18 protein-coding genes are annotated in these 23,906 nt (G+C 70.9%); 5 read left to right on the top strand and 13 right to left on the bottom strand.

The features are described from left to right. Nucleotides 1-65 precede the first annotated feature (65 nt). The 6 genes from AAW13_RS20230 to betA all read right to left on the bottom strand — a co-directional run bounded on the left by AAW13_RS20230 (nucleotide 66) and on the right by betA (nucleotide 10,134). On the bottom strand, nucleotides 66-2,528 hold the full coding sequence (locus AAW13_RS20230; protein ID WP_046731221.1) for a GcvT family protein: 2,463 nt from the start codon (nucleotides 2,526-2,528) through the stop codon (nucleotides 66-68). Between the two features lie 220 nt (nucleotides 2,529-2,748). Beyond that, the gene (locus AAW13_RS20225) at nucleotides 2,749-3,714 is read right to left on the bottom strand and encodes an ABC transporter substrate-binding protein (protein WP_046731222.1); all 966 of its coding nucleotides are present in this window, start codon (nucleotides 3,712-3,714) and stop codon (nucleotides 2,749-2,751) included. 13 nt (nucleotides 3,715-3,727) lie between these two features. Further along, nucleotides 3,728-5,704 carry an ABC transporter permease gene (locus tag AAW13_RS20220; protein ID WP_046731223.1) on the bottom strand — a complete coding sequence of 659 codons (1,977 nt, stop codon included), beginning with the start codon at nucleotides 5,702-5,704 and terminating at the stop codon, nucleotides 3,728-3,730. After that, nucleotides 5,704-6,807, bottom strand: a complete 1,104-nt coding sequence (locus AAW13_RS20215) for a quaternary amine ABC transporter ATP-binding protein (protein ID WP_046731224.1) — start codon at nucleotides 6,805-6,807, stop codon at nucleotides 5,704-5,706. Before AAW13_RS20215 ends, AAW13_RS20220 begins: the two co-directional genes overlap by 1 nt. Nucleotides 6,808-6,828: 21 nt before the next feature. After that, entirely contained in the window at nucleotides 6,829-8,298 is a 1,470-nt protein-coding gene (locus AAW13_RS20210; protein WP_046731225.1) for an aldehyde dehydrogenase family protein, read from the bottom strand. A 165-nt stretch (nucleotides 8,299-8,463) separates the two neighbouring features. Continuing rightward, on the bottom strand, nucleotides 8,464-10,134 hold the full coding sequence (gene betA / locus AAW13_RS20205) for a choline dehydrogenase (protein ID WP_046731226.1): 1,671 nt from the start codon (nucleotides 10,132-10,134) through the stop codon (nucleotides 8,464-8,466). 149 nt (nucleotides 10,135-10,283) lie between these two features. Between betA and AAW13_RS20200 the strand changes: the two genes are divergently transcribed. Beyond that, nucleotides 10,284-11,081, top strand: coding sequence for an IclR family transcriptional regulator (locus AAW13_RS20200; protein ID WP_046731227.1), 798 nt, complete (start codon nucleotides 10,284-10,286; stop codon nucleotides 11,079-11,081). 59 nt (nucleotides 11,082-11,140) lie between these two features. Here AAW13_RS20200 and AAW13_RS20195 read toward each other — a convergent pair whose 3' ends face one another. From AAW13_RS20195 to AAW13_RS45960, 5 genes are all read right to left on the bottom strand, one after another. Continuing rightward, complete coding sequence (locus AAW13_RS20195; RefSeq protein ID WP_046731228.1) at nucleotides 11,141-12,274, bottom strand: aromatic ring-hydroxylating oxygenase subunit alpha; 1,134 nt, start codon at nucleotides 12,272-12,274, stop codon at nucleotides 11,141-11,143. 52 nt (nucleotides 12,275-12,326) lie between these two features. Further along, on the bottom strand, nucleotides 12,327-13,490 hold the full coding sequence (locus AAW13_RS20190; protein ID WP_046731229.1) for an NAD(P)/FAD-dependent oxidoreductase: 1,164 nt from the start codon (nucleotides 13,488-13,490) through the stop codon (nucleotides 12,327-12,329). After that, nucleotides 13,487-13,849 (bottom strand): bifunctional 3-phenylpropionate/cinnamic acid dioxygenase ferredoxin subunit, encoded by a 363-nt coding sequence (locus AAW13_RS20185; protein WP_046731230.1) that lies wholly within the window; start codon nucleotides 13,847-13,849, stop codon nucleotides 13,487-13,489. Before AAW13_RS20185 ends, AAW13_RS20190 begins: the two co-directional genes overlap by 4 nt. Nucleotides 13,850-14,156: 307 nt before the next feature. Then, on the bottom strand, nucleotides 14,157-15,245 hold the full coding sequence (locus AAW13_RS20180) for an S-(hydroxymethyl)mycothiol dehydrogenase (protein WP_046731231.1): 1,089 nt from the start codon (nucleotides 15,243-15,245) through the stop codon (nucleotides 14,157-14,159). Nucleotides 15,246-15,371: 126 nt separating this feature from the next. Next, on the bottom strand, nucleotides 15,372-15,539 hold the full coding sequence (locus tag AAW13_RS45960; protein WP_167391720.1) for a hypothetical protein: 168 nt from the start codon (nucleotides 15,537-15,539) through the stop codon (nucleotides 15,372-15,374). 216 nt (nucleotides 15,540-15,755) lie between these two features. Between AAW13_RS45960 and AAW13_RS20175 the strand changes: the two genes are divergently transcribed. After that, nucleotides 15,756-16,196, top strand: a complete 441-nt coding sequence (locus AAW13_RS20175) for an SPW repeat protein (protein ID WP_046731232.1) — start codon at nucleotides 15,756-15,758, stop codon at nucleotides 16,194-16,196. Between the two features lie 75 nt (nucleotides 16,197-16,271). On the opposite strand, the gene AAW13_RS20170 is transcribed toward AAW13_RS20175, so the two are convergent. Further along, complete coding sequence (locus AAW13_RS20170; RefSeq protein ID WP_071659614.1) at nucleotides 16,272-17,753, bottom strand: APC family permease; 1,482 nt, start codon at nucleotides 17,751-17,753, stop codon at nucleotides 16,272-16,274. A 118-nt stretch (nucleotides 17,754-17,871) separates the two neighbouring features. Between AAW13_RS20170 and AAW13_RS20165 the strand changes: the two genes are divergently transcribed. After that, the gene (locus AAW13_RS20165; protein WP_046731233.1) at nucleotides 17,872-19,056 is read left to right on the top strand and encodes an ROK family protein; all 1,185 of its coding nucleotides are present in this window, start codon (nucleotides 17,872-17,874) and stop codon (nucleotides 19,054-19,056) included. A 112-nt stretch (nucleotides 19,057-19,168) separates the two neighbouring features. After that, entirely contained in the window at nucleotides 19,169-21,940 is a 2,772-nt protein-coding gene (locus AAW13_RS20160) for a glycoside hydrolase family 2 protein (protein ID WP_046731234.1), read from the top strand. Here AAW13_RS20160 and AAW13_RS20155 read toward each other — a convergent pair. Beyond that, the gene (locus AAW13_RS20155; RefSeq protein WP_046731235.1) at nucleotides 21,927-23,360 is read right to left on the bottom strand and encodes a hydrolase; all 1,434 of its coding nucleotides are present in this window, start codon (nucleotides 23,358-23,360) and stop codon (nucleotides 21,927-21,929) included. The two genes, AAW13_RS20160 and AAW13_RS20155, sit on opposite strands and share 14 nt — an antisense overlap. A gap of 218 nt (nucleotides 23,361-23,578) precedes the next feature. On the opposite strand from AAW13_RS20155, the gene AAW13_RS20150 reads away from it, so the two are divergent. Then, complete coding sequence (locus AAW13_RS20150; protein WP_046731236.1) at nucleotides 23,579-23,842, top strand: GlsB/YeaQ/YmgE family stress response membrane protein; 264 nt, start codon at nucleotides 23,579-23,581, stop codon at nucleotides 23,840-23,842. The last annotated feature ends 64 nt before the right edge of the window (nucleotides 23,843-23,906 follow it).

Here is a 23,906-nt window from a genome sequence, read left to right as displayed (position 1 = left end):
GTCGGCCTCCGCACGGGTGCGTGACGGCTGGTCGGGCGGTTCTCCGCGCCCATGGGAGGCGCCGCTCACCCCCGGAGCCGGGACATCGCCGGGTCGAACAACGGCTCCTCGGCCACCACCGCCTCCACGCGCTGGTCGAAGTACCCGATCCGCACCGCCGTGCCGGGCACCGCCAGCTCCGCCGGCAGCCACGCGTAGGCGATGCCCTTGCCGATGGTGTAGCCGTACGCGGCGCTCGTGACGTAGCCGACGGCCCGCTCGCCGTCGTACACCGGTTCCTTGCCCATCACGACGGCCCGGGGGTCGTCGACGGTGAGGCAGGTCAGCTTCCGGCGGACGTCGGCCCGGCGTCGCTCCAGCGCGGCCCTGCCGACGAAGTCGCCCTTGTCGGGCCGCACCGCGAAAGCGACGCCGGCCTCGTAGGGGTCGTGCTCGTACGTCATGTCGGTGCCGAAGGAGCGGTAGCCCTTCTCCAGGCGCAGGCTGTTGAAGGCGCCGCGGCCGGCGATGACGCCGCCCAGCGGTTCGGCCGCCGCCCACAGCGTGTCCCAGAGCTTCCCGCCCAGGTCCGCGGTGGTGTACAGCTCCCAGCCGAGCTCACCGACGTACGACAGGCGCATGGCGGTGACCGGGACCGAGCCGATGTGGGCGCGCTTGGCGCGGAAGTACTTCAGGCCGTCGTCGGAGAAGTCCTCGTCCGTCAGCGGCTGCAAAACCTCGCGGGCCAGCGGGCCCCACAGGCCGATGCAGCAGGTGCCGGGCGTGATGTCGCGGACCTGCACCGTGCCTCCCCCGGCTGCCGCTGGGAGGTGCCCCCACGGCAGGTGGCGGGTGAACCAGTCGAGGTCGAGGTTGCCGTTGGCGCCGACCTGGAACAGGTCGCGGGCCAGCCTCGCCACGGTGATGTCGCTGCGGATGCCGCCGTCGTGGTCGAGGAGGAGGGTGTACGTCACGGAGCCGACGGACTTGGCGACCTTGCCGGTGACCAGACCCTCCAGGAAGTCGGCGGCACCGGGGCCGCTGACCTCCAGGCGCTTGAGGGCGGTCATGTCGTACAGGGCGACCGTCTCACGGGTGGCCTGGGCCTCGGCGCCGACGATCGGCGACCAGTAGCGGGCGGCCCAGTCGTTCGGGGTGGGGATGTCACGGCCTTCGACCAGGCCCGCGTTCGCCTCGTACCACTGGGGGCGCTCCCAGCCGTTCGCCTCCAGGAAGAACGCGCCGTGCTCCTGCTGGCGGGCGTAGAAGGGGCTGGTGCGGATCGGGCGCGGCTTCCCGCTCGGCTGGAGGGGGTGGAGGATGTCGTAGACCTCGGCGAAGTTCTGGCAGTCGCGGGCGAGGACGTACTCCGGGGCGAGCTGGTGCGGCTCGAAGCGGTTGACGTCGCACTCGTGCAGGTCGAACGACGAGCAGTGGCCGTCCACCAGCCATTCGGCGACGGCGCGGCCGACGCCCGCGGAGTGGGTGACCCAGACGGCCTCGGCGACCCAGAAGCCCTTGACGTCCGGGGACTCGCCGAGCAGCGGGTAGCCGTCGGTGGTGAAGGAGAAGAGGCCGTTGATGCCCTCCTCGATCTTCGCCTCGCGGGTCGCGGGGAGCAGCGACTGCGTCTCCGTCCAGGCGTCCTCGAAGTCCTCCTCGGTGAACTTCAGGACCGAGGGCATCCCGTCGGCCTCGTCGACGGAGAGGATGTCGTCGGCGGAGACGGGCATGGGGCGGTGGCCGTAGTAGCCGATGCCGATGCCGTCGAAGCGGTCGCGGTAGTAGAGGTCGGCGTCCTGGTGGCGCAGGATCGGGCGGACGGCCTCCTCGGTCTGGCCGGCGAGCGCGGGGACCGGGCCGGTCCAGGCGAGCTGGTGGGCGAGCGGGGTGAGCGGGAGGTTCATGCCGACCATGCGGGCGATCCGCGGGCCCCAGATGCCGGCGCAGCACACCACGATGTCGGCGGGCAGCTCGCCCTGGTCGGTCACCACGGCGGTGACCCGGCCGTCGTCCTGGCGGACGTCGAGGACCTCGTGGCGGGCGAGGAAGCGCACCCCGCGCCCGGTGGCCCGGCGGATCTGGGCCTCGACGGCGAGGACCGCCTTGGCGAGGCCGTCGGTGGGGACCAGCAGGCCGCCGAGCACACGGTCGCGGTCGACCAGCGGGTGCCGCTCGACGCACTCCTCGGGGGTGAGGATCCGCGCCTCGATGCCCCAGGAGGTGATCCAGCCGTGCCTGCGGTGGAGTTCGGCGAGGCGTTCGGGGCTGGTGGCCACTTCGAGGCCGCCGACCTGGAGGAAGCAGGGCCGGCCGTCGACGTCGAGGGAGCAGAGCTTCTCGACGGTGTAGCGGGCGAGTTCCGTCATGGTCTTCGAGGGGTTCGTCTGGAAGACCAGGCCCGGGGCGTGGGAGGAGGAGCCCCCGGTGGCCGGGAGGGGGCCCTGGTCCACCACGGTGATTTCGGTCCAGCCGCGTGCGGAGATCTCGTCCGCGAGGGCGGCCCCCACGACGCCCGCTCCGATGATGACCACTCGGGGTCCCGCCATCGCCCAACCTCCGAACTTGAGACCGGTGCAGTTGCTTTGTGCGCAACGTGATTCAGGCTGCGCAACTCAATGTGCCCGTCGCCGAGGAGGGGTGTCAAGGGGTGGGCGATGTCGGTAAAGAGGGCGGGAAAGACCCGGAAAACGGCAACGCCCGGCGGGCGGCGCGCGTCATCGCGCACCGCCCGCCGGGCGTCCTGGACCGTCGCCTTCGCGGCCTCCGCTACTTCAGCCAGGCCTCGACCTTGTCGCGGTTGGCGTCGACCCACTTCTTGGCCGCCGCGTCGTCCGACATCTTGTCCACGGCGATGTACTTGGCCACCGTGTTCTGGTCGTCGTTGGTCCAGTTGAACTTCTTCACCAGGCCGTAGGCGGGGCTGCCCGACTTGGCGAAGCTCGCGCTGACGATCTTGTCCAGGTCGTAGACGGGGTAGTCGCAGGCCACCTTCGCCGCGTCCGCGTCACAGCCCGTCGTGTACTTCGGCAGGTTCACCTTCACCAGGGGCACCTCGGAGAGGAACCACTGCGGTTCGTAGAAGTACCCGATCAGCCACTGCTTGTTCTTCTCGGCCGTCCTGAAGGCCTGGATGAGCGCGGTCTCGCTGCCCGCGTACACCACCTTGAAGTCCAGCTTCAGGTTCTTCACCAGGGCCGCGTCGTTGGTGACGTACGACGGGTCGCCGTCGAGGAGTTGGCCCTTGCCGCCCGACTCGGACGTCTTGAAGTTCGCCGCGTACTTGTCCAGGTTCCGCCAGTCGGTGATGTCCGGGTGCGCCTTGGCCAGCCACGGCGGCACGTACCAGCCGATGATGCCCTTGTTGCCGGTCGAACCGGCCTCGACGGCCGTCTTCTGGCCGCTGATGTACTTCTTCTTCAGATCGTCGTGGCCCCAGTTCTCCAGGACGGCGTCGACCTCGCCGGTGCCGAAGCCCTGCCAGGCGATCTCCTCCTTGAGGTCCTTCTTGTTCACCGTGCAGCCGAGGTCGTGCTGCGCGACGTACGCGACGACCGCCGCGTCCGCCTCGTAGCCCACCCACGGGTTGACGGCCAGGTTGAAGGTGCCGCACTTGCCGCCCGAGGACTTCGCGCCGGCCGAGCCGCTGTCGCCCACCTTCGCTCCGCCGCAGGCCGTGAGGGTCAGTCCGAGGACGGCCAGGCCGGCCGCGCCGGCTCGCCAGTGTTGTGCCATGGTGTAGCGCTCCTTATGCCCGGGTGCGTCGTGCCGCAGCCTGAGTGATCCGGTCGAACATGACTCCGAGCAGTACGATGGCGAGCCCCGCCGCCAGCCCCTTGCCGTACAGCTCACCCTGCGAGAAACCGGCCACGACGTCGTAGCCGAGGGCGCCCGCCCCCACCAGGCCGCCCACCACGACCATCGACAGCACGTAGATCAGGCCCTGGTTGGTCGCGAGGGTCAGGGCGCTGCGGGCCATCGGCAGCTGGACCTTGGTGATGATCTGCCAGGTGTTGCACCCGGCCGAGGTGGCCGCCTCCACCGTGGCCTCGGGGACGTTGCGCACCCCGTCCGCGATGATCTTGATGGCGACGGGTGCCGCGTAGACGACGGCCGCCACGATCGCCGTGAAACGGGTGGCGCCGAACAGCGCCAGGAACGGCACCAGGTAGACGAACGGCGGCATGACCTGCGCGGCGTCCAGGGTGGGCCGGATCAACCGGTCGGCCAGGGCGCTGCGGCCCATCCACACGCCGACGACCGCGCCGAGCAGCATCACCAGGACGGTGGCGACGGCGGTCGAGGCGAGGGTGGTCATGCTGTCCGACCACAGGCCGGTGCCGACCAGCAGCCCCACGCAGACCGCGGCCGTGACCGCGGCCCACCGGCCGCCGAGGACCGCGCCGAGGCCGGCCAGGACGGCGCCGACCAGCCACCACGGGGAGTCGGTGAGCAGCGTCTGGAACGGGTTGAGCAGGCCGTTGGTGAGGGCGTCCCGCAGGGCGTTGGTCAGCCCGGAGACATGGTCCTGGAGCCAGCCGGTCGCGGTGTCGGCGGCGCTCGCGATGTGGCTGCCGACGGTGCCGTCACCGGGGAACTCGGCCGCCCAGACGTAGGTGTGGGAGAGGTAGACCAGGACGAGGGCGGCGACGGCGCCCGCGCCCAGCAGCGGCCGGCGCCACCCGGTGAACCGGCCGTCGGCCGTACGGCGGGTCTCGGTGCGGGCGGCGGCGGCCGTGGTGACCCGGTCGAGCACGATGGCCATGACGACGATGGCGAGGCCCGCGTTGAAGGCGGTGCCGACGTCGAGGGACTGCAAGGCCTGGACGACGGTCTTGCCGAGGCCGGGCGCGTCGATCAGGGCGGCGATGGTGACCATGGCCAGGGCGGCCATGATGGTCTGGTTGACGCCCATCACCACGGTGCGCTTCGACATCGGCAGCAGCACCTTCACCAGTTGCTGCGTGCGGGTGGTGCCGAGCGAGTCGGCCGCCTCGACGGTGGTCTGCGGCACCGAGCGGATGGCGTGCGCGGTGATGCGGATGGCGGGCGGCGCCGCGTAGATCACGGTGGTGATGACGGCGGAGGCGCCGCCGATCAGGAAGATCAGGGTCAGCGGGGCGAGGTAGACGAAGGTCGGCATCGTCTGCATGAAGTCCAGGAAGGGCGTCATGATCCGGTTGAAGCGGTCGGAGAGCCCGGCCCAGACGCCCAGCGGGATACCGATGAGCAGGGCCACGAGGACCGCGGACAGGGTCAGCGCCAGGGTGTCCATGCTCTCCTGCCACAGGCCCTGGAGCCCGAAGAAGGTGAACCCGGCCACGGCCAGCAGCGCGACCCGCCAGTTGCCGACGGCCCAGGAGACGTAGCCCGCGAGTCCGACGACGCCGAGCCAGCCGATCTGCGGGACCGGGCGGCCGCCGGTGGGCTGGGAGATCAGCGACTGGACGAAGGTGACGAGGTTGTCGATGACCAGGCGGATCTCGTTGAAGAAGTAGAGGAAGAGCGGGTTGGAGTTGCGGTTGGCGCCGATGCTGTCGTTGACGTCGTTCAGCCAGCGGTGCAGACCGGTGAGGTCGGCGGCGGCCAGGTTCAGCGTCTGCCGGCCGCGGAACACCGCGAAGAGCAGCAGCCAGACGAGCAGGATCGCCCCCACCACCACGGGCCGGCCGACCCTGCTGCGGATCGTCGCGACCGGCGCGGTCGCGTCGGCGACGGCGGCCATCAGGCGCCGCCCTCCCGCCCGGGGTCCTGCCCGGCGACGACGGAGAGGATCTCCTCGTCGCCGACGATGCCGAGCAGTTCGCCGTTCTCGACGACCTTGACCGGTTTCTCGGCGGCGAGCACCGCCCGGGTGGCCTCGCGCACCACGACGTCCGGTCCCAGCTCGGGCCCGTCCAGCGCGTCGTCGGGTCCTGCGGGCCGCATGATCCAGCGCAGGGTCAGGACGTCGCCGCGGGGCACGTCCTTGACGAAGTCCCGCACGTAGTCGTCGGCCGGGGCGCCGACCAGTTCGTCGCCGGTGCCGCACTGGACCGTCTTGCCGTCCCGCATGATCAGGATGCGGTCGCCGAGCTTGAGCGCCTCGGAGAGGTCGTGGGTGATGAACACCATGGTCTTGCCGACCTCGTGGTGCAGGCGGATGACCTCGCTCTGCATGTCACGGCGGATCAGCGGGTCGAGCGCGGAGAACGGCTCGTCGAAGAAGAGGACGTCGGGGTCGCCGGCCAGGGCCCGGGCGAGGCCGACACGCTGCTGCATGCCGCCGGAGAGCTGGTCGGGGTAGGAGTTCTCGTAGCCCGCGAGGCCGACGAGTTCGACCGTCTCCATGGCCCGTTTCACGCGTTCGGCCTTGCTCATGCCCCGGATCTCCAGGCCGAACGCCACGTTGTCGACGACCTTGCGGTGCGGCAGCAGGCCGAAGTGCTGGAAGACCATCGAGAACTTGCTGCGGCGCAGTTCGCGCAGGCGCCGCGGGTCGGCGCCCCGGATGTCCTCGCCCTCGAAGACCACCTCGCCCGCGGTGGGTTCGATCAGCCGGGTGAGACATCGCACCAGGGTGGACTTGCCCGATCCGGACAGGCCCATCACGACGAAGACCTCGCCGTTGGACACCTCGAAGTTCACGTCCCGCACGGCGGCGGTGCAGCCGGTGCGGTCCATCAGCTCCCGGCGGGTGAGCCCGCACAGCTCCTCGGAGCCCGGCACCTCGTCCGCCTTCGGCCCGAACACCTTCCACAGCCGGCGCACGGAGATGACCGGGGTGCGGTCCCGGGGGTCCTCGGACGTGTCGCGGGGCCGCGACACCTCGGTCTGGGCTGGGGGCATGATGGGGACCTCTCTTCGGCGTCAGCCGCGGAACCAGTGCTGCGGCCCGGGTTGGATGTTCTGCCAGACGTGCTTGGGCTCTCGGTACTCGTCCAGGCCGGTCGGTCCCAGCTCGCGGCCCACACCCGAGTGCCCGAAACCACCCCATTCGGCTTGCGGTACGTAGGGGTGGTAGTCGTTGATCCACACGGTGCCGTGGCGCAGCCTGCGCGCGACCCGCTGCGCCTTGCCCGCGTCCTGTGTCCAGACGGCGCCGGCGAGGCCGTACTCCGTGTCGTTGGCGATGCGGACGGCGTCGTCCTCGTCGTGGAAGCGCTCGACGGTGAGGACGGGCCCGAAGGACTCCTCGTGCACCACGCGCATGTCCTGGCGGCACTCGTCGAGGACGGTGGGCGGGTAGTAGAAGCCGTTCGCGAGCGCGGGGTCCTCGGGGCGGGCGCCGCCGCAGCGCAGGACCGCGCCCTCGGCGATCCCGGCGGCCACGTACGCCTCGACCTTCTCGCGGTGCTGCGCGGAGATCAGCGCTCCGGTCTCGGCCTCCGGGTCGAACGGGCCGCCGAGGCGGATCAGCCGGGCGCGGCGGACCACCTCGTCCACGAAGGCGTCGTGGATCCGGTCCTCGACGATCAGCCGGGCGCCGGCCGAGCAGACCTGTCCCGAGTGCAGGAAGACGGCGGTGAGGGCGAAGTCCACGGCGGTGGCGAAGTCGGCGTCGGCGAAGACCACGTTGGGGTTCTTGCCACCGAGTTCGAGGGCGACCTTCTTCACCGTGGCCGCGGCGGTGGCCATGATGTGCCGGCCGGTGCCCAGCCCGCCGGTGAAGGACACCAGGTCGACGTCCGGGTGCTCGGCCAGCGGCGCGCCCGCCTCGGCTCCGGCGCCCAGTACGAGGTTGGCGGCGCCGGCCGGGAGGCCCGCCTCGGCCAGGGCCTTCATGAGGAGGATCGAGGTGGAGGGGGTGAGCTCGCTGGGCTTGAGGACGACGGTGTTGCCCGCGAGCAGGGCCGGTGCGATCTTCCAGGAGGCCTGGAGCAGCGGGTAGTTCCAGGGGGTGATCAGTCCGCAGACGCCGACGGGTTCGTAGGTGACCCGGCTGAGCGCGTCGTCCCGGCCGGTGTCGACCACCCGGCCCGCGTTCGTCCCGGCGATGCCGCCGTAGTAGCGGAGACAGGAGACGACGTCGGCGATGTCGTACTCGCTCTCCACCAGGCGCTTGCCGGTGTCCAGGGACTCGGCGCGGGCGAACTCCCTGGCGTCGCGTTCGAGGACGGCGGCGGTGCGCAGCAGCAGGGCGCCGCGTTCCCGCTCGGGGGTGCCCGGCCAGGGCCCCTCGTCGAAGGCGCGCCGGGCGGCGGCGATCGCTGCCTCGGTGTCGGGGCGGGTCGCCTCCGAGACCGTGGCGACGAGCGTGCCGTCGGCCGGACAGCGGATCTCCCGCCGGCCGCCGGCCACCGCGCCGCGCCATTCACCGTCCACATACAGATCTGCCACGGCCGCGCCCTTCGAGCCCGAACTTCGCGTTGCGCATTGTGCATTGGATTGCTTGTGGTGGAACACCCTGGCCGAACAGGCTGACGAACGTCAAGGGGTCCGCGTATCCCGATTAGGCCGCGAAAGAGGCACGCCGTCGCACGGCCGCGCGGCGGCGTCCGGTGTCTACCCGGCCTGCCTCTGGGCGTCGCGGTGCCGGTAGTAGGCGGCCTTCGACGGCGCCAGGGGCTCCTTGCCGAGGATCAGGTCGGCCGCCTTCTCGGCGATCATCATCACCGGCGCGTAGATGTTGCCGTTGGTGACGTAGGGCATCACCGAGGCGTCCACCACCCGCAGGCCGTCCACGCCGTGCACGCGCATGCTCGCCGGGTCGACGACGGACATCTCGTCGGTGCCCATCTTGCAGGTGCAGGACGGGTGCAGGGCGGTCTCGCCGTCCTTGGCGACCCAGGCGAGGATCTCCTCGTCGGTCGCCACGGACGGGCCGGGCGAGATCTCGCCGTCGTTGTAGGGGGCGAGCGCGGGCTGGTTGAGGAGGTCGCGGGCGACCCGCACCGCCTCGACCCACTCGCGCCGGTCCTGCTCGGTGGAGAGGTAGTTGAAGCGCAGTGCCGGGTGTTCGTCCGGGTCCTTGCTCCTGATCTTCACCGAGCCGAGGGCGTCGGAGTACATGGGTCCGACGTGGACCTGGTAGCCGTGGCCGCCGGCGGGCACGGAGCCGTCGTAGCGGACCGCGACGGGCAGGAAGTGGAACATCAGGTTGGGGTAGTCGACATCCTCGTTGCTGCGGCAGAAGCCGCCGGCCTCGAAGTGGTTCGTCGCGGCCGGCCCCCTGCGGAAGAGCCACTGAAGACCGATGAAGGGGGCCCGCCACTTCGCCAGGTACGGCTGGACGGACACCGGCTGCTTGCAGCCGTACTGGATGTACACCTCCAGGTGGTCCTGGAGGTTCTCGCCGACGCCCGGCAGGTCGTGGACGACGTCGATGCCGAGCGCGCGCAGTTCCTCGGCGTTGCCGACGCCGGAGAGCTGGAGCAGCTGAGGGGAGTTGATCGCGCCGCCGCAGAGGACGACCTCCTTCGCGCGGACCTGCCGGAGGGCACCCCTGCCGCGCCGGTACTCGACGCCGACGGCCTTCTTTCCCTCGAAGAGGACGCGGGTGACCAGGGCGCGGGTCTTCACGGTGAGGTTGGGGCGGCTGCGGGCGGGTGCGAGGTACGCCTTGGACGCCGACAGCCGCCGGCCGCGGTGGACGTTGCGGTCGAACTTGGCGAAGCCCTCCTGCCGGTAGCCGTTGACGTCGTCGGTGGGCGCGTACCCGGCCTCCTCGGTGGCCTTCAGGAAGGCGGTGAAGAGCGGGTTGTCGGCCGGGCCGCGTTCCAGCACCAGTGGTCCGTCGTGGCCGCGGAACTCGTCGTCCGGGTCGGCCGCGAGGCAGTTCTCCATCCGGCGGAAGTACGGCAGGCAGTGGGCGTAGTCCCAGGTCTCCATGCCGGGGTCGGCCGCCCAGCGCTCGTAGTCCATGGGGTTGCCGCGCTGGAAGATCATGCCGTTGATGCTGCTGGAGCCGCCCAGCACCTTGCCGCGGGCGTGATAGACACGGCGGCCGCCCATGTGGGGCTCGGGCTCGGACTCGTACTTCCAGTCGTAGAAGCGGCTGCCGATCGGATAGGTCAGCGCGGCGGGCATGTGGATGAACACGTCCCACGGGTAGTCGGGGCGGCCCGCCTCGAGCACGAGCACCCGGTTGCCGGGGTCGGCCGAGAGCCGGTTCGCCAGTGCGCTGCCGGCCGATCCGCCGCCGACGATGACGAAGTCGTACTGCAAGGGAGCCATGGTGCCTCGTCTCGCTCGCGCCGTCGATTGCGCGGCATGCTAGTACGGGTATCGCTATACGCACCAGGTTGCGAACAACGCAACTTGTAAGATCTTTGTTCACATCGCGTTACTTGGGTCGCGTTGTTTACTGCGCGTATAGTTCCGCTATGAGCAACTACAGTCCGGATACCGAAACGAACGGCTCATCCTCCGGCGGCGTGCAGTCCGTCGACCGCGCCATCAGCGTCCTGGAGATCCTCGCCCAGCGCGGGGAGGCCGGGGTGAGCGAGGTGGCCGCGGAGATCGACGTGCACAAGTCGACCGCGTTCCGGCTGCTCGGCGCCCTGGAGGCGCGCGGCCTGGTGGAACAGGCGGGCGAACGGGGCAAGTACGCGCTCGGCTTCGGGATCGTACGCCTGGCGGGAGCCGTCACGGGCCGCATCGACGTCACCCAGCAGGGCCGCCAGGTGTGCGAGCGGCTGGCCGAGGAGATCGGCGAGACGGTGAACATCGCGGTGATGCAGGAGCACTACGCGATCAACCTCTACCAGGTGCGCGGTACGGCCGCCGTCAGCGCGCACAACTGGGTCGGCCAGCTCACCCCGCTGCACGCCACCTCCAGCGGCAAGATCATGCTGGCCCATCTGCCCGCCGGGGAGCGGGCCGCGCTGATCTCGGACTCCGGTCTGAAGAAGGTGACCCCGCACACCATCTCCTCGAAGGCGAAGCTGGAGAAGAACCTCGCCGAGGCCCGGGAGCGCGGTTACGCCTGGACGCTGGAGGAGCTGGAGATCGGGCTGCACGCCATGGCCGCGCCGATCCGCGACCGGGAGGGCCAGGTCATCGCCTCGATCAGCGCGTCCGGGCCGTCCTACCGGTTCACCGAGGAGCGGATGCACGAACTCGCCCCGGTGCTGGTCAAGGGCGCCGAGGAGATCAGCCACCGGATGGGCTACCTGGGCTGAGCGCCCGCGGGACGACCGCCGTGGGGCCCGCGTTCAGCCGCTCGCGCGGGTCACGGGCGTCACCCCGGCTGCCCGGTGCCGAGCCGCTCGTGCACCCAGTCGTGGAAGGCGCCGATGTGGTGCTCACTGGGCACCAGCACACCGCCCTTGGCGTACAGCCGTGAGCTCATCCCCGGCTGGGTCCGCTCGCAGGCGTCGAAGTCCTGGCGGTTGACCCGGTCGAAGAGTTCCACGGACCGGCTGACGTCCTTGCCGCTCGCCACGACGTGCGGGAGATAGAGCCAGTCGCACTCGACGACCGTGCGGTCGACGGCCACCGGGTACATCCGGTGGAAGATCACGTGGTCCGGCACCAGGTTGATGAACACCTGCGGCTTGACGGTGATCGCGTAGTACCGCCGGTCCTGGTCCTCGGAGACGCCGGGGATGCGGTCGAGGCCCTCGGAGCCGTCCACGGTGAAGCCGCGCACGCCCGCGCCGAACTCCGCGCCGTGGCCCACGTAGTACTGGGCCGCGTAACCGTCGGCGAACTCGGGGAGCACCTCGGTGAGTTCGGGGTGGATGGTGGCGCAGTGGTAGCACTCCATGAAGTTCTCGATGATGAGCTTCCAGTTGGCCTTGACGTCGTAGACGATCCGCCGGCCGACGGAGAGGTCCTCGACTCCGTAGCGCTCGATCGCCGCGACGTCGCCCAGCCGCTCGACCACGGCCCCGATCACGTCCTCCTCGAAGGACGGCGGGTTCTCCGCGAGGCACACCCACACATAGCCGAGCCACTCGCGCACGGCCACGCCCACCAGGCCGTACTCGGTGCGGCCCACGTCGGGCATCTTGGTGAGGTTGGGCGCCGCGACCAGCTTGCCGTCGAGTCCGTAGGTCCAGGCGTGGTACGGGCACTGGAAGGCCCGTGCGACCTCGCCGGTCTCCTCGGTGCGGAGCTTCGCCCCGCGGTGCCGGCAGACGTTGAAGTAGGCGCGGATCGCGCCGTCCCGGGCCCGGGTGACGAGGATGCTCTCGCGGCCCACGTCGACGGTGCGGAAGGCGCCGGGCTTCGGCAGGTCGGCGGCGCGGGCGACGCAGAACCACATCGTCTCGAAGATGCGCTCCTGTTCCTGCGCGAAGATCCCGGGATCCGTGTAGGCGGAGCCGGGGAGGGTGGCGATCAGGCTGTCCGGCAGGCTGGTCGAGGTCACGGTGCACTCCTCGGAGAACGTCGTGGATCGATGGGGTGGCGCGGTCGCCGGGTCAGGACGCGGCGGTGCCGAACTGCTTGCGGGCGCGGGTGAACAGCCGCGGCTGGTTCATGCCGAGCACCGCGACCGGCCGGCCGGCCCGCCGGTAGACGGCGAGGAAGCTGCGGTCGTCGGTGGAGCCCTCCTCGACCGTCACGCTGTCGGCCCCCGCGGCCTGCCCGACGAACTGGATCTTCACGCCGTACTGGTCGGACCAGAAGTACGGGGGCCGGGGGACGCCCGGTTCCGTCGCGCCGTGGGCCAGCAGGGCGGCGACGGCGGCGGCCGGCCGTTCCAGCGCGCCGGTCCAGTGCTCGACCCTGCGGTGGCTGCCGGTGCCCGGGTCGTACCAGTTGGCGCAGTCGCCGACCGCGACCACGGCGGCCAGGCTGGTACGGCCGTCGGCGCCGCACCTCACGCCGTTGTCGAGCGCGACGCCGGAGCCTTCGAGCCAGTCGACGCAGGGACGGGCGCCCACTCCGACGACGACGGTGTCGGCGGGCACACTGCGCCCGTCCTCCAGCAGGACGGCCTCCACCCGGTGTTCGCCGCCCAGCCCCTTGACGCCCACCCCGCACAGCAGCCGTACCCCGTGGTCGGCGTGCAGGGCGGAGACGACCGCGCCCATGGCCTGGCCGAGCGGTCCGGCCAGCGGGGTCGGCGCCGCCTCGATCACGGTGACGTCGAGGCCGAGGGCGTACGCGGTGGAGGCGACCTCGGCGCCGACGAACCCGCCGCCGATCACCACCAGCCGGCCGCCCCGGGCCAGGTCGTCCCGCAGGGCGCGGGCGTCGTCCAGGGTGCGCAGCACGTGGACCCCGGCGAGGCCGTCGGTGCCGGGCAGGGTGCGCGCGGCGGCACCGGTGGCGACGACGACTCCGTCGGCGCGGACCTCCCGGCCGTCGGCGAGCCGGATCGCCCGCCGGGTGCGGTCGAGACCGGCGGCCCGGGTGCCGAGCAGCCACTCGGCGTGGAGTTCCTCGCCGTCCCGCTCCAGCGCGAGGTCCGCCTCACGGAGGGTGCCGGCCAGGAACTCCTTGGACAACGGGGGCCGGTCGTAAGGGCGGTGGGTCTCGTCGCCGATGACGACCAGCCGGCCGTCGTACCCCCGCTGCCGCAGCGAGCGCGCGGCCGACAGTCCGGCCAGCGAGGCGCCCACCACGGCCACGGTCCTCACGCGGCGCCGCCGGCGAGGCGGGCGCTGACGCACGGCGGCAGATTGGGCGCGTCGGTGGAGAGCCGGACGTAGACCGTGCCGTCCTCGACCACGATCTGGTGGGTGCGGACCGGGAGTCTGGCCGGGGGCGCGTCCACGGCTCCGGTGCGCAGGTCGAACTTCGAGGCGTGCAGGGGGCATTCCACCTCGCAGCCCTCCAGCCAGCCGTCGGCGAGCGACGCGTCCTGGTGGGTGCAGGTGTCGTCGATGGCGAAGAGCTCGCCGTCGTCGGTGTGGAACACCGACACGGGCGGGTCGATGTCGAGCCGGTGGGCCTCGCCTCGCGGCAGATCCTCGAGACGGCACGCGGGAATCATCATGACACCTCGGTGCGTATAGCGAAACGGATTGCGGTAAGCGCAACGCCAGTTTGAGGGCGGCCCCGAAGCGTTGTCAAGGCGTTCACGCGCCGGTTTGCGGGGGCCGCCAAGGCGCCCGCCCGGGCTCGCCCGAGCCCCCGGAAAACCGGGTGTGAGCTGGGAAGACGCACGGCCCGTCCGATACGACGACGGCCCCGCCCGGTGTCGTCCGAGGGGGCCGTCACCGAGGCGGGGCCGTGCCGTGGCGGAAGCGGTCGGCGATCGCCGTGGCTCCGCTACCGGAGCCGCGAGACTCCGGCGCCGCCCGTCACAGGAGCACCACCGAGCGCAGGACGTCACCGTGGCGCATGCGCTCGAAGGCCTTCTCCACCTCGTCCAGGCCGATGGTCTCGGTGACGAAGGCGTCGAGGTCGAGCCGGCCCCTCAGATGGAGGTCGATGAGCATCGGGAAGTCGCGGGAGGGCAAACAGTCCCCGTACCAGGACGACTTCAGCGCCCCGCCCCGGCCGAAGACGTCCAGCAGGGGCAGCTCCAGCTTCATCTCCGGCGTCGGTACGCCGACCAGCACCACGGTCCCGGCCAGGTCACGGGCGTAGAAGGCCTGCCGGTAGGTCTCCGGGCGGCCCACCGCCTCGATGACGACGTCCGCGCCGAAGCCGCCGGTCAGTTCGCGCACCGCGTCGACCGCGTCGGCCTCCTTCGAGTTGACCGTGTGGGTCGCCCCGAGCCCCCGCGCCGTCGCCAGTTTGCGGTCGTCGATGTCGACCGCGATGACCTTCGCCGCGCCGGCCAGGTGCGAGCCGAGCACCGCGGCCGCGCCCACACCGCCGCAGCCGATCACCGCGACGCTGTCCCCTCGTCCGACGTTGCCGGTGTTGAGGGCGGCGCCGATGCCCGCCATCACCCCGCAGCCGAGCAGCCCCGCGACCGCCGGGGAGGCGGCCCGGTCGACCTTGGTGCACTGTCCGGCCGCCACCAGTGTCTTCTCGGCGAAGGCGCCGATCCCGAGGGCCGGGGAGAGTTCCTGCCCGGTCGAGGCGAGGGTCATCCGCTGCCGCGCGTTGTGCGTGTCGAAGCAGTACCACGGCCGCCCACGCAGACAGGCCCGGCACTGACCGCACACCGCACGCCAGTTGAGGATCACGAAGTCGCCGGGCGCGACATCGGTGACCCCGTCGCCGACGGCCTCGACCACGCCCGCCGCCTCGTGGCCCAGCAGGAACGGGAAGTCGTCACTGATCCCGCCCTGACGGTAGTGCAGATCGGTGTGGCAGACCCCGCACGCCTCGACCCGGACCAGCGCCTCCCCCGGACCGGGATCGGGCACCACGATGGTCTCCAGACCGACGGGGGCGCCCTTGCTCAGCGCGACGACACCACGGACCTGCTGGGACATGGCCACTCCTACTGACAGAGCCGGCGAGACGTTGCCCATGGCGCCGCACATCTCGCATTCCGCAACACAGCATCGCGGAGCCCCGAATCACCGGTCAAGGATCCGGTGAACCGCGCCTCTGTCGGGTCAGTCCTCGTCCGTGCGGACCACGACCAGGAACGCGTCCGTCTTCAGGTCCATCACCACCGTGGCCGGCTTGCCCTCGGCGCGGCGCTCGGCCGCGTACTCCTCGGCCGGCCACGACCCCCGGGGAGACCCGGCCGGGAATCGCTCCAGAATCCTCGCACCCGTCATGACCTGCACCTCCTGGGTCGCCGTCCGCCGTAATGTTCGGCTGCCCCACATCGACGCGGACATGCCCGAAATGCCGATGACCGCTGACCGCCGACCGGAGAGCCGCACTCAGGACACGGAGCTACACATAAGGAGGAAATAAGAGCAGAATGGAGCAAGCGGCGTAAATCGCACGCACCAGACGCGATCAGGCCTGCAAGTCAAAGGAGACGAGTCATGGCCAACGTCTCGCACGGCAGAAGTGACATAACCAGCCATCCCGATGTCTCCGAGATGCGGGAGCGCTACGCCCGCATGCTCGGCGGCCGCGACGTGGCGCTCGTGGACGGGCCGGTGTTCCTGCTCGGCCTGTACTGCGCGGCGTCCCCGTGGATCGTCCACTACTCGGCCAGCCAGCCCGCGCTCATGACCCACAACCTGGTCATGGGCATAGCGATAGGGCTGCTGGCGCTGGGCTTCACCCGCGCTCCGGAGCGCATGTACGGCCTCAGCTGGGCCATGTGCGCGATGGGCATCTGGATGATCATCGCGCCCTGGGTGGTCGGCACCAGCCCGGACACCGGGGTCATCATCAACAACGTCGTCATCGGCGCGCTGGCCCTCTGCCTCGGCCTGGTGTGCGCCGCCTCGTCGGCCAGGCGGACGCCCATGACATAGCCGTCACGAGCACCTCCTGGAAGGGAGGACACGGGGCCGGCCCGGCGACGCGGACCGGCCCCGTCGCCCACCCGGCTACACGACGGCCGGCTGCTCCGGCGCGGCGAGGTACTCCTCGCTGATCTCCCTGGGGCCGAACGGCCACACCTTCTCGACGCGCGCCCACAGCACGAACGCCACACAGCCGAGCGCGAGCCAGGCCAGGGACCACTCGATGGGGTGGCGGCCCGGGGAGTTCTTGTCGGCGTAGCCGTAGATCACGCACCAGCCGGCGAAGGCGACGATGCTGGGCAGGGGGTAGAGCCACATGCGGTACGGCCGCTTCAGGGCCGGCTGCCTGCGGCGCAGCACCGAGAGCGCGACGATCTGCGCCAGCGCCTGGACGATCACCATCACGGTGGTGAGCAGCTGGATCAGCGTGGCCAGGTCGGTGTGGCGGCCGATCAGGAACCCGATCGCGGTGATCACACCCATGGTCGCGAGGCCCAGCATCGGGAAGCGGTGCTTCGGGTGCAGTTTCTCGTAGGGGCGGAAGAAGACCCGGTCGCGGGCGGCGTCGTAGGGCACCCGGGAGCCGCCGAGCAGGCCGGTGAAGACCGAGGCGAAGGCCGTGATCAGGATCAGCACGGTGACGGTGTCGGCGGCCCCCTTGCCCCAGGTCTCCTCCAGGACCGCCGAGGCCACGGAGGTCGAGGCGATGTCGGCCGGGTCCGTCATACGGTGCCAGTCGATGACGCCGAGGGTGCCGATCTGGAGCAGCAGGTAGATCGCCATGATGCCGAGGATCGAGAAGAGGATGGAGCGCGGCAGCACCCGGCCGGGCTCCTTGATCTCGGCGCCCATGTACGCGGTCGTGTTGTAGCCGAGGTAGTCGTAGATGCCGATGGTCAGTCCCGCGGCGAAGCCGAGCCAGAAGTGGTCGCTCGTCAGGTCGAAGGCGTGCGCCGGGTAGGTGAAGGCCAGGTGGGGGCTGAAGTCGCTCGCCGCGGCGACGATCACCAACAGCACCGAGGCGATCATCACCGCCCACATCACGGCGGTGATCCGGGCGATGTGCTCGATGCCGCGCCAGAGCAGCAGCACCACCAGGGCGATGACACCGAGTCCGATCAGGTCGCCGGAGGTCCGGCCGAGCCCGGGGGCGAGGTAACCCAGGTACTGGACGAAGCCGACCACACCGGTGGACATGATCAGCGGGATGAAGAGCATCGCCGTCCACACGAACAGGAACGGCATCAGGCGTCCGGTGCGGTACTGGAAGGCCTGGCGCAGATAGACGTAACTGCCGCCGGAGCCGGGCATCGCGGCGCCCAGCTCGGCCCAGACCAGGCCGTCGCAGAGGGCGAGCAGCGCGCCCGCGACGAAGCCGATGACGGCCTGCGGGCCGCCGAACGCGGCGACCATCAGCGGGATGGTCACGAAGGGGCCGATGCCGCACATCTGGCTCATGTTGATGGCGGTGGCCTGGAACAGGCCGACGCGGCGGACGAAGCCGCCGTCGGGCGGCGCGGCGCGGAGGTCGTCGGAACGGACGGGGCGGCCGGGACTACCGGACATGGCGGGGCTCCTGACGCGAGGAGGAGGGACGTCGGCCGAGGAGGCGGGATGGCCGATAAAGTTAAGGAGCCTTACTAGATGCGTCAAGTATGCGCCGGGAATCGGTGAGAATGATGCGATGGCCGCCAGTGACGTCGTAGAGCAGCAGGAACAGCCCTGGAGCCGGCAGCGACTGCGCAGCTCCAACGAGCGGCTGCTGCTGTCCCGGCTGCGGGCGCTCGGGTCCGCCTCCCGCGCCCAACTCGCCCGCGAGACCGGCCTGTCGAAACCGACCGTGTCCAGCGCGCTGGCCGCGCTGGCGGCGGCGGGCCTGGTCCGGGAGGCGGGCACGCACGCCCCGGAGCGTGGCCGTACCGCGGTGCTGTACGCGCCCGACCCGGCGGCGGGATACGCCCTCGGCGTCGACGTGGGCCGCGGCTGGCTGCGGGTGGCGCTCGCCGACCTGGACGGCACCCTGGTCGCCCGCTCCGACGTGCGCAACCGGGCCCGCGGTTCGGACGCCATGGCCGGCCTGCTGGTCAGCACCGCGCGGCAGGTCGTCGCCAACTCGGAGGTGGACCCGGCCGAGGTGGTGCACGGGGTGGTGGGCACCCCGGGCGTGTACGACGAGCGGCAGCGCCGGGTGCGGTACGCGATGCACCTGCCCGGCTGGGGCCGCGCGGGGCTCTTCGACCGGATGCGCGAGGAACTGGGCGTCCCGCTGGAGGTGCACAACGACGCCAACCTGGCGGCGCTCGGCGAGTACACGTACGGCGTCGGGGCGGGCAGCCGGCTGTTCGCGTACATCATGATCGGCACCGGTCTCGGCATGGGCGTGGTCAGCGAGGGACGGCTGTTCACCGGGGCGCACGGGCTCGCCGGGGAGATAGGGTTCCTGCCCTGGCCCGGGCAGCGGAGGCCGGAGCGGCTGGAGGACGCGGTGTCGGGGGTGGCCGTGGCCGAGACCGCGCGGCGGCTGGGGATGACGGGCCAGCTCACCGCGAAGTCCGTGTTCGACGCGGCACGCCAGGGCGACCCGGCCGCCGTCGAGGCGGTACGGCTGGAGGGCGAGCGGATCGCGCACACGGTGGCGGCGGCCGCGGCCGTGCTCGATCCCGACCTGGTGGTGCTGGGCGGCGGGGTGGGGCACAGCGTCGACCTGCTGCTGCGCCCGGTACGCGAGCATCTGCGCACCCTCACCCCGCTGCGTCCGAAGCTGGCGCCCAGCCGGCTCGGCGAGGACGCGGTACTGCTCGGCGCGGTGGCCACGGCCCTGGGAACCGCCCGTGACCTGGTCTTCGAGCGCCGGTCGGCCGCGTCCTGAAACCGGCGCCACCAACTCGCGCGGGCCCCACGGTGATTGACACACCCCTTTCGGGACCCTAGCTTGAGCCGAGTTAGTAAAGTTTCCTAACTTTACGAGCCTGGAGACCGCCGTGTTCCCTCGCCCCGCCCCAGGACACCGCCTCGCCACGGCCGCCGTGGCCCTGGGCCTGCTCTGCTCACTCAACACGAGCGCCTGGGCCGGCGCCAGGAACCCGGCCGGTGCCACCGTCCACTCCCCCTCGTACGGCCACCCCCGGATCACCCGGGTGCCCTCCGCGGCCGGGTCCGGGACCCCGCTGGCGGGCTACGCGATCCGCTCCACGGCCGAGGTGGGCGACTCCGCGTCGGCGGTCTCCTCCCCCGGGTATCCGGCGCGGGACTGGTATCCGGCGGGCCCCCGTTCCACGGTGCTGGCAGCGCTGCTCGCCGACGGCGTCTACGACGACCCGTTCGTCTCCACCAACCTCCAGAAGATCCCCAAGTCCCCCTTCCAGGTGCCCTGGTGGTACCGCAGCGACTTCCAGGTCGACGACCCCTCGCAGCGCAGCTACCTCGACTTCAGCGGGGTGATCTCGGCGGCCGACGTGTACGTCAACGGCCAGCGGGTCGCGACCGCCTCGGACGTCACCGGCGCCTACACGCACCACGAACTGGACATCACCTCGCTGGTCAGGTCCGGGACGAACACGGTCGCCTTCCGGATCCAGCCCAACGACCCGAACAAGAACCTCACCATGGGCTGGCTCGACTGGCTCCAGCCGCCGCCCGACCAGAACATGGGCATCGTCCGGGACGTGGTGGTGCGGCGCGGCGGCCCGGTCGCGCTGCGTGACGCGCACGTGGTGACGGAGCTGGCGGTGCCGTCCCTCGCGACGGCGGACCTGACGGTGCGGGCACAGGCCCGCAACGACTCCGACGCGCCGGTCACCGCCGAGGTCTCCGGCACGGTCGCGGGCGTGCCGCTCACCCGGTCGGTCGCCCTCGCCGCCCACGAGACCAGGACCGTGACCTTCACTCCGGCCGACACCCCGGATCTGCACCTCACCTCCCCGAAGGTGTGGTGGCCCGCGGGCATGGGCGGTCAGCCGCTCTACGGCCTCGACCTCACCGCCTCCGTCGCCGGCACGGCCTCGGACACCGCCCACGAGACATTCGGCATCCGGGACGTCAGGGCCCCGCTGAACTCCGACGGCGCCCGCCAGTACTCGGTCAACGGCCGCCGGCTGCTGATCAAGGGCGGCGGCTGGTCACCGGACGAGTTCCTGCGCTGGGACCGCACCTACGCCGAGGACCGCCTGAAGTACGCCCTCGACCTGGGCCTGAACGCCATCCGGCTGGAAGGCCACATCGAGCCCGACGAGTTCTTCGACCTCGCCGACCGCCTCGGCGTCCTCACCCTGCCCGGCTGGGAGTGCTGCGACAAGTGGGAGGGACAGACCAACAGCGGAGAGAGCGGCGAGAAGTGGACCGCCGCCGACTACCAGGTCGCCCAGGCCTCGATGGCCGCCGAGGCCGCCCGGCTGCGTGACCACCCGAGCGTGGCCTCCTTCCTGATCGGCAGCGACGCCGCGCCCGACGCGAAGATCGAGAAGAACTACCTGGACGCCCTGCACGCCGCCGACTGGACCGTGCCGGTGGTGCCCGCCGCCTCCGACAAGTCCGCTCCCCAGCTGGGCAGTTCGGGCATGAAGATGACCGGCCCCTACGACTGGGTCCCGCCGTCCTACTGGTACGCCAAGCGGGAGGGCGGCGCCACCGGCTTCAACTCCGAGACCAGCGCGGGCCCGGACATCCCGACCCTCGACACGCTGCGCCGCATGATGACCCCGGCCGAACTCGACACCCTCTGGAAGAACCCGGACGCCAAGCAGTACCACCGCTCGCCGTCCTCGACCTTCGGCACCCTGAAGGTCTACGACGCCGCCCTCACCGGCCGCTACGGCGCCCCGAAGAGCCTCACGGACTACGTCCGCAAGGCCCAGCTCGCCCAGTACGAGAACGTCCGTGCCCAGTACGAGGCCTACGAGCGCAACCAGACCGACGCCTCGAAGCCCTCGACCGGCGTCGTCTACTGGATGTTCAACAGCGGCTGGACCTCCCTGCACTGGCAGCTGATGGACCGTCATCTCGATCAGGGCGGCGCCTACTTCGGCGCGAAGAAGGCCAACGAGCCCGTGCACGCGCAGTACTCCTACGACGACCGTTCGGTGGTCGTCGTGAACAACCGGCACGCGGCGGCGTCCGGGCTCACCGTCCGGGCGACCCTGTTCAACCCCGACGGGACCGAGAAGTACGACCGGACGGTCACCGGGGTCACGGTCCAGGGCGACGGCGCGCACGGCACCGCGCTCACCCTGCCGGCGTCGGTGAGCGGTCTGTCCTCCGCCTACCTGGCGCGGCTGGTCCTCACGGACGCCGACGGCAGGGAGGTCAGCCGCAACGTCTACTGGCTCTCCACCAGGTCCGACACCCTCGACTGGGCGAAGACCGACTGGTGGCACACTCCGACGACGGGCTACGCCGACCTGACGGGACTGTCCTCCATGGCCCGGGTGCCGGTCACGGCGACGGCGTCGACGACCGGGGCGGACGGCACGTCCACCACGACGGTCACGGTCCGCAACACGGGCTCGGGAAAGACACCGGCCCTGCTGACGGACGTCCACCTGGTCGACGCGAACGGCACACCCGTGCTGCCCGTCCGGTGGTCGGACAACGAGGTCAGCCTGTGGCCGGGCGAGGCGGCGACCCTGACGGCCACCTACCGGACCGCCGATCTGCACGGCTCCAGGCCCCAGGTGCGGGTGTCCGGCTGGAACGCGGTGGAGCGGACGGTTCCGGCGGACGCGCCGGAACCGTCCGTCCCGCTCAGCTCACGTTGAGCGCGGTGTCGTCGAGGACGAAGGACGTCTGGAGGGTCGAGCCCTCGACACCGGTGAACTTGATGGTGGCCGTGGTACCGGCCAGCGAGGAGACGTCGAAGCTCTTGAGGACGTATCCGGAGGCCGCGTTGAGGTTGGAGTACGTGGCCAGGGTGGTGGATCCGGCCGTGACCGTCAGCTTGTCGTAGGCGGTGCTGGTGGTGGTCTCCGCGGTGTCCACGTGCAGGTAGAAGCTGAGCGTCGCGGAGCAGCCGGACGGAATGGTCACCGACTGGGACAGCGTGTCGGTGTGGGCGGATCCGTAGCCGTCGAGCCAGGCCTTGTAGGAGCCGGTGCGGGCCGCCTCGCTGCTGGAGTTGGTGATGACCCCGCTGCTGGCGGTCCAGGTGGTGCTGCCGGACTCGAAGCCGGGGTTGCCGAGGAGCTGGGCCGCGGTGCAGGTGCCACCGCCGCCTCCGCCACCGCCGCCGCTGCTGCCGCTGCTCGCGCCGGTCAGCCAGGCGGTGGCGTTGAGGGCGAGGGCCGCGTTGGTGGCGCCGGTGTCGTTCCAGCCGTCGTACAGCGTGTTGCCGGACTGGCCGGTGCCGTCGTCGATGGGTGAGCTGTCGCCCCAGAAGGCGACCCGGCCGCTGCCGAAGGTGCTGGTGAGGAAGAAGGCACCGGTGTTGCCGGAGTAACCGCTGCGGTACACCAGCCCCTTGACGTTCGAGTTGTCGGCCGGCTTGAGGGTGGCGGTGGTGCCGTCGGCGATCAGGCTCTTGGTGACCGTGCCGTAGGAGCCGTTGAGCACCGGGTCGGTGCTGTCGCTGATCGCGGCCGGGTAGCCGGAGCTGATGTCGAGGGAGTCGATGGAGAAGCCGAACGGGTCGGTCGAGTCGACGCTGTTGTTCGTCATCAGGTCGTTGAGGATCTCGACCGCGTCCTCACCGTCGCTGTTGCGGTCGGCCCCGGTGTGGTCGGAGATCATGAAGAGACCGCCGCCGTTCTTCACGAAGTTCATGATCGCGGTCTTCTCGGCGGTCGTGAACAGCGTGTTGGGCTCAGGGAGCACCAGGGCGTCGAAATTGGACAGGTCGGTGGTCGAGGAACCGCCGTACGTCAGGGCGCTGGTGGCGGTCTTCAGGCTGTAGCTGCCGGTCTTCTGGAGGGCCACGCCCCACGAGGAGAGCGCGCCGGTCCAGTCGGTCTCGGAGGACGGGGAGGAGTCCTCGGAGAGCGGGTCGGGCTTGCTGGTCGAGATGATCCAGTCCGCGTTGCCCGCCTCCTCGGCGTGGCCGTCGTCGAACAGGACGCGGTAGGTGGTGGCCGCATGGGCGGGCGCGGCTCCGGTGCCGACCTGGAGGGCGGCTCCGGTGACGAGCAGCCCGAGCCCGGCCAGGGCGGTGGTGAGTCTGTGGCGGGATCTGCTGGATCCAAGCATCCGGCGAACCTCCATGAGGGGGTGGGGAAGAGGCGGTGCGGGGCGCCAACTCTGCGCGCGTAGAACCAGCTCGAGATTTCTACACGCGTCGACTGCTTGAAAGGTACATGGCATGTCGGGTCGGTGAACAGAAAACCGCCGTAACAACCCGAGGGGACTGGCCGGGTCTCCAGCGGGCAGATTGGAGTGCAGCGGAGTCCGGCAGGAGAGGGGCGGAAATGGAGATCTCGGGCATCATCAGCGCCATCGTCATCGGAATCATCATCGGCGTACTGGGACGCCTGGTCGTCCCCGGCCGGCAGCACATCGGTCTCCTGTGGACCATCGTCGTCGGCATCGTGGCGGCGCTGCTGGGTTCGGCGATCGCGGCGGGCTTCGGCGTGGCCGACACCAAGGGTCCCGACTGGATCGAGTGGTTCATCCAGATCGCCCTGGCGGCGGTGGGGGTGGCGGCACTGGACCGGGCCAAGGCACGCCGGTGACCTCCGGGCGCCCGTTCAGGGGCGCCCGACCTTGACCGCGATCCGCGTCCACGCCGTGCGGGGC

The organism is Streptomyces humi, assembly GCF_001005085.2.
Classification (GTDB): domain Bacteria; phylum Actinomycetota; class Actinomycetes; order Streptomycetales; family Streptomycetaceae; genus Streptomyces; species Streptomyces humi.
Note: the sequence above shows the minus strand (reverse complement) of the source record. Positions and strands in the feature narration are given on the sequence as shown.

What these genes read in the sequence shown, in the direction of transcription:
- AAW13_RS20170 (WP_071659614.1), bottom strand. Translation starts at nt 17,753, where the DNA reads ATGTCCGGTAGTCCCGGCCGCCCCGTCCGTTCCGACGACCTCCGCGCC.
- AAW13_RS20200 (WP_046731227.1), top strand. Translation starts at nt 10,284, where the DNA reads ATGAGCAACTACAGTCCGGATACCGAAACGAACGGCTCATCCTCCGGC.
- AAW13_RS20220 (WP_046731223.1), bottom strand. Translation starts at nt 5,704, where the DNA reads ATGGCCGCCGTCGCCGACGCGACCGCGCCGGTCGCGACGATCCGCAGC.
- AAW13_RS20185 (WP_046731230.1), bottom strand. Translation starts at nt 13,849, where the DNA reads ATGATGATTCCCGCGTGCCGTCTCGAGGATCTGCCGCGAGGCGAGGCC.
- AAW13_RS20225 (WP_046731222.1), bottom strand. Translation starts at nt 3,714, where the DNA reads ATGGCACAACACTGGCGAGCCGGCGCGGCCGGCCTGGCCGTCCTCGGA.
- AAW13_RS20230 (WP_046731221.1), bottom strand. Translation starts at nt 2,528, where the DNA reads ATGGCGGGACCCCGAGTGGTCATCATCGGAGCGGGCGTCGTGGGGGCC.
- AAW13_RS20155 (WP_046731235.1), bottom strand. Translation starts at nt 23,360, where the DNA reads ATGCTTGGATCCAGCAGATCCCGCCACAGACTCACCACCGCCCTGGCC.
- AAW13_RS20175 (WP_046731232.1), top strand. Translation starts at nt 15,756, where the DNA reads ATGGCCAACGTCTCGCACGGCAGAAGTGACATAACCAGCCATCCCGAT.
- AAW13_RS45960 (WP_167391720.1), bottom strand. Translation starts at nt 15,539, where the DNA reads ATGACGGGTGCGAGGATTCTGGAGCGATTCCCGGCCGGGTCTCCCCGG.
- AAW13_RS20180 (WP_046731231.1), bottom strand. Translation starts at nt 15,245, where the DNA reads ATGTCCCAGCAGGTCCGTGGTGTCGTCGCGCTGAGCAAGGGCGCCCCC.
- betA (WP_046731226.1), bottom strand. Translation starts at nt 10,134, where the DNA reads ATGGCTCCCTTGCAGTACGACTTCGTCATCGTCGGCGGCGGATCGGCC.
- AAW13_RS20150 (WP_046731236.1), top strand. Translation starts at nt 23,579, where the DNA reads ATGGAGATCTCGGGCATCATCAGCGCCATCGTCATCGGAATCATCATC.
- AAW13_RS20215 (WP_046731224.1), bottom strand. Translation starts at nt 6,807, where the DNA reads ATGCCCCCAGCCCAGACCGAGGTGTCGCGGCCCCGCGACACGTCCGAG.
- AAW13_RS20165 (WP_046731233.1), top strand. Translation starts at nt 17,872, where the DNA reads ATGGCCGCCAGTGACGTCGTAGAGCAGCAGGAACAGCCCTGGAGCCGG.